We start from the raw sequence: 4,640 nt of genomic DNA, 5'->3' as shown, positions 1-4,640 counted from the left end.
CAAAAACGCAGAGCAGCGATCCTCCAATAACGGGAGAATCGCTGCTCTGCTCACTTTTTGTAGCATTAAGAATGAAGAGGACGGTCTTTCGCCGTAGAAAATCTACTTTTGGGACAGCCCCCGTTTGATTGGCTCATTTAGCCAGCGTCCGATGAATTCAAGTGCACTAATGCTCTTCATTGGCTCATTTAGTCCACGTCCGGGGAATTCAGGTGCACTATTGCTCCTCATTGGCTCATCTAGTCCGCGTCCAGTGAATTCAGGTGCACTATTGCTCTTCATTGGCTCATCTAGCCCGCGTCCAGTGAATTCAGGTGCACTTATACTCTTCATTTACTCATTCAGCCCGCGTCCAGGTAATTCAGGTGCACTATTGCTCCTCATCACTCTCCTTCAGCCACACTCGGCAGAATCAGCATTGCCCCTTTGTTCTTAGCACAACTTCCCTCACAATAAAAAAGCCACCTAATCAATAGGTGGCTGATGCTGCTACCAATACAGTAACCCAACAAGATGCAACAAACCCAATAGGCCCATGGGATATATAATTAATCTAGAGAATAGGTTCTTAAAATGATTACTTGGATGCTTCTCAAAGAAAAAATGAGCGATCGAGTGAAGAATTAAAAATATATCTATTATTATGAAAGATAACAGATGTTGACTTATCAAGGAAAACAGTAAAAAGGCATACAGCGGCAGATGCAAAATTGTAAATACTTTGAAGGCACGTTCATCTGTCAACTCTCTCAGGAAGATAAACATTCTCCATTCTTTGGCTCGGATTGCATCCATTTCGTGCACAAGCAGGAGAGCAAAATTAATCGAAAAAATCATTAGTAGAATGGATGACAAACCTACACCTCACTTATTGATATACTCAGAGTTAATCACATCATAAAGGATAGTTACGTTTCGAGACACGGAAGGGTTCCATGTGAACTACATAATCCCACTTCTTCTCCATGTTGCCGTATTACTCTGCGAGAAAACCCGGACTTATCCGGTTCACAGCTCAACCTACCCCGCCCTGCGTCCCGCAACCCAGCCTGCAACCTCTTTTTCCGGAATAGGCCTGCTGATATAATAACCCTGAATCTTGTCACAGCTTGTCCGCTTCAGAAAAGCAAGCTGCTCCGGGGTCTCTACCCCCTCAGCGGTAACATTCAGCCCCATATCGTGGCCGATGGTCACAATGGAGCGGGCCAGTGACATACTATTAGGAGTGTCAATGCTGTCGATGAAGGATTTGTCGATCTTCAGGGTAGTAATCGGCAGCTGCTTCAGGTAGCTAAGGGAAGAGTAACCCGTTCCGAAATCGTCCAGCGCAATGCCGATGCCCCTCTTCTTGAGCGCTTCCAGCTTGGAGCTGATCGACTCGAAGGATTCCATGAAGATCGACTCGGTAATCTCCAGCTCCAGATATTCCGGCGCAAGCCCGGTGTCCTGCAGCACGGTAAGCACCATCTCCGTGAAGTCTTCCAGCATCAGTTGAATGACCGAGATATTAACCGAGATATGATAACCCTCATAGCCCTGATTCTGCAGATCCTTGATGAACCGGCAGGCGGAGCGCAGCACCCACTCTCCAATAGGAACAATAAGCCGGCAATCCTCGGCAACCCGGATGAAGGATAACGGCGATACGAAGCCCAGCACCGGATTATTCCAGCGGATCAGTGCCTCGAAGCCCCAGACCTCGCCAGAACCCATATCCAGCAGTGGCTGATAATGCAGCGACAGCTCATTATTGGAAATAGCGCTTCTTAAATGATTCTCGATAACCATCCTTTTATCAAAATACTGCTGCATCTCATGTCCATAGATCACATAGATGCCCTTGCCCGCTTCTTTCGCTTTGTACATCGCAATGTCGGCATTCTTCAGCAGTTCCTCCGCATTCAGGCCGTTCTCCGGGTACTGGGCAATCCCGATACTGGTCGAGATATGCACGACACTCGCGTGAAGCTGGAACGGCTCCCTGAAGCCCTGAACCAAGGCATCCGCATAACGGATTACCTCATCGGCTCCCTCCACATTTTTGAAAAGAATCACAAACTCATCCCCGCCGAAGCGGAAATGCTTGCTGCGCCCGTCAGAGTGGCTAAGCAGCCGTTCCCCTACCTTCACCAGCAGCTCATCGCCGAAGGTATGGCCCATGGTATCGTTGATGTACTTGAAGTTGTCGATATCCAGGAAGAACAGGGCAGCGTGACCGCTGGAAGGATCCTCAATGAAAGCCTTCAGCTCTTCGGACAGCGACAGCCGGTTCGGCAGACCGCTAAGCACATCATTATAGGCCAGCAGCCGGTATCTCTCCTCACTGGTCTGCAGCAGCGCCTGGTTCTCCACCACTTTGTTATACTGCTCCAGCAGTTCATCCTGCAGTGCCGTCAGTTCTTCATAGGTGGACTCCAGCTCCTGATAGCTTATCTGCAGCTTGCTCTCATAGCCCTTGCGGTCCGTTACGTCCACCATGGACCCGGCAAACCGGATATATCCGCCGCTTGCATTCCGCAGCACCTTTCCCCGGGCCTGGAACCACTTGTATTCGCCCGCCTTGCTCCGCATCCGGTATTCAGCGTAGTAGTAAGAAGAACGACCCTCCAGATGCTGGATGCGCAGCCGGTTCTCCTGCTCGGCATCCTCCGGATGGAGAATATCCCGCCAGCCGCCGCGGCTCTCATTAATCTCATCCCGGGCATACCCGAGCAGCTCATACCAGCTGTCCGAGAAATAATAGATCATCGTAGACATATCAACGTCCCAGATTACCGCATCCGAGCCGTAGGTCGCCAGGCTGAAGCGTTCATTGCTTTTTTCCAGGCTGCTTCTAATCCTTCTGACCAGCTGCACATAGAATAACAACACCAGAATGAAGGCTACCAGCACCGCAAAAGCAGCCACGATGCTCAGCACCAGCACCTTGTAGGTCTGATAGAAGGAGAACGGCTTGTTGATCACCTCACTGCCCTCCGGCAGCTTGTCCTGCGGTATGTTGAACCGCTGCAGCTCGTTATAATCGAACACCTTGCGCACATTGCTGTCGGTTACGACCGGGATCTTCCCCGCCTGCTCTCCCTGCAGGATACGCTGCGCAAGATCAGCCGCCGTCTGGCCCTGAATTCTGCCGCTGATCAGACTGCCCCCGAAGGCGCCATGATTCAATCCAAAATCATAAATATGATATACCGGAACCCTGCTGCTCTTGCCCAGTTCACCTGCAAATCTGTCGAACTCGACAATTCGTCCGGTAGAGTCGCTAAAATATGTAGTCATCAGCACAATACTGTCCGGGGACAGCGACGACGCCGTTGCTTGGATCTGTTCCATGGACAAGCGGTTCATGGGGAACAGCTCAAGCCCCAGCTTCATTGCGCCGATCTGATCCATCACCATCTGGCCGGTTGACAGCCCGCTCTCCGAATTATCATAGACAATATACACCTTCTTCAAGGAAGGATTGATGTCCATAGCCATTCGGATGGTAGGTTTGGGATCTATTTTTTCGATAACGCCTGTAATGTTGTGGGGATTGGGGATAGCGGCCACTCCCAATTCGTTGATCCCGCTGAAAATGATCGGAGCATCATTCAGAAGCTCGTGGCGGTACTTCAACGCGAAGCTCAGCGCAGCATCGTCCGTTGTAAGGATGGTGTCGATATGGACATTCTGATACTTGAATTTGATGGTTTGGTAGAAATGCTCGAGATTCTCCTGCGTGGGATACCTTTTCCAGTCCATGTACTCGGTGTAGATCACGGGAAGATTGGATGCGCTCTTCAGACGTTCTTCCATTCCGGCACTTTGTTCATCGGTCCAGGCAAAGCCCTTCTGATAGGAATGCAGCACCAGCACATTCTGTGCGGGCAGCTCTTCGGCAGCGGCGTGGGCAGCTCCTGTTGTACACCATAAGATAAACAGAGGCAAGAGCAAGCTTCTTAACAACCTGAGATGAATTTGATCTACACTCATTCGCACACTCCCGTTCATCTATCTCAAAGTCGGATTCTGGCAAGTAGAAGGAACACTTCTGGCATGAGGCTTACAAACGAGGACTGCTTGGATACAATTATAGGGGGTAACTGTGTTTTTAGGAACAACAAAAAGCGGCCAGCCCCCGGCCTCATTGGACGATAAACAAAGCACTGTTGCACATAACGTAGGCTATAAAATTTCTTTGAAGCCTTACTAGCTAAAAACTCGCCCTCCAAGATTCGTCTCATGCTAATGGGGCGGGTCTTTTTCTATCTATTAAACATACGTAAGCGTCAAATAGCCTAAACCAGTTGGCCATCGTCTGCGGGGACAAATGAAGGCCGCCGGGATGGGGAGCGGATAGGAATTAGATGGATTTCCTACACTTACTGATGAACAAATAAACACTTCTAGAACAGGAGTTGGATAAACAACACTTAAATTCCCTCATTTCACCTTAAGTAGCCAAAACCAATATAAATAAGTGCCCTTTTTCCACTTGCTTCCTTATATTACTGAGAAATCGAGGAATTAAGATACCTTTTTCTAAGCCTGTTGATTACCCAAAATAAGGTAGCAAAAAGGCCGCTGATTCGTTAAAGTGTTTGTACCCCTACAAACATACGAAACGAGGCGACCTCATGAAAAAGTCTACTTCAATA

At 49.1% G+C, this 4,640-nt stretch carries 2 protein-coding genes; both read right to left on the bottom strand.

What is annotated here, in order from left to right:
- Positions 1-489: 489 nt before the first annotated feature.
- Complete coding sequence (locus HQN87_RS33170; protein WP_367272852.1) at positions 490-837, bottom strand: DUF6713 family protein; 348 nt, start codon at positions 835-837, stop codon at positions 490-492.
- Between the two features lie 183 nt (positions 838-1,020).
- Entirely contained in the window at positions 1,021-3,975 is a 2,955-nt protein-coding gene (locus tag HQN87_RS31885) for an ABC transporter substrate binding protein (RefSeq protein ID WP_173141363.1), read from the bottom strand.
- Positions 3,976-4,640 lie beyond the last annotated feature (665 nt).

It is taken from the genome of Paenibacillus tritici (assembly GCF_013204885.1).
Classification (GTDB): Bacteria; Bacillota; Bacilli; order Paenibacillales; family Paenibacillaceae; genus Paenibacillus_AQ; species Paenibacillus_AQ tritici.
The sequence above is the reverse complement of the archived record's forward strand: the minus strand, read 5'-3'. Positions and strand labels throughout refer to the sequence as shown.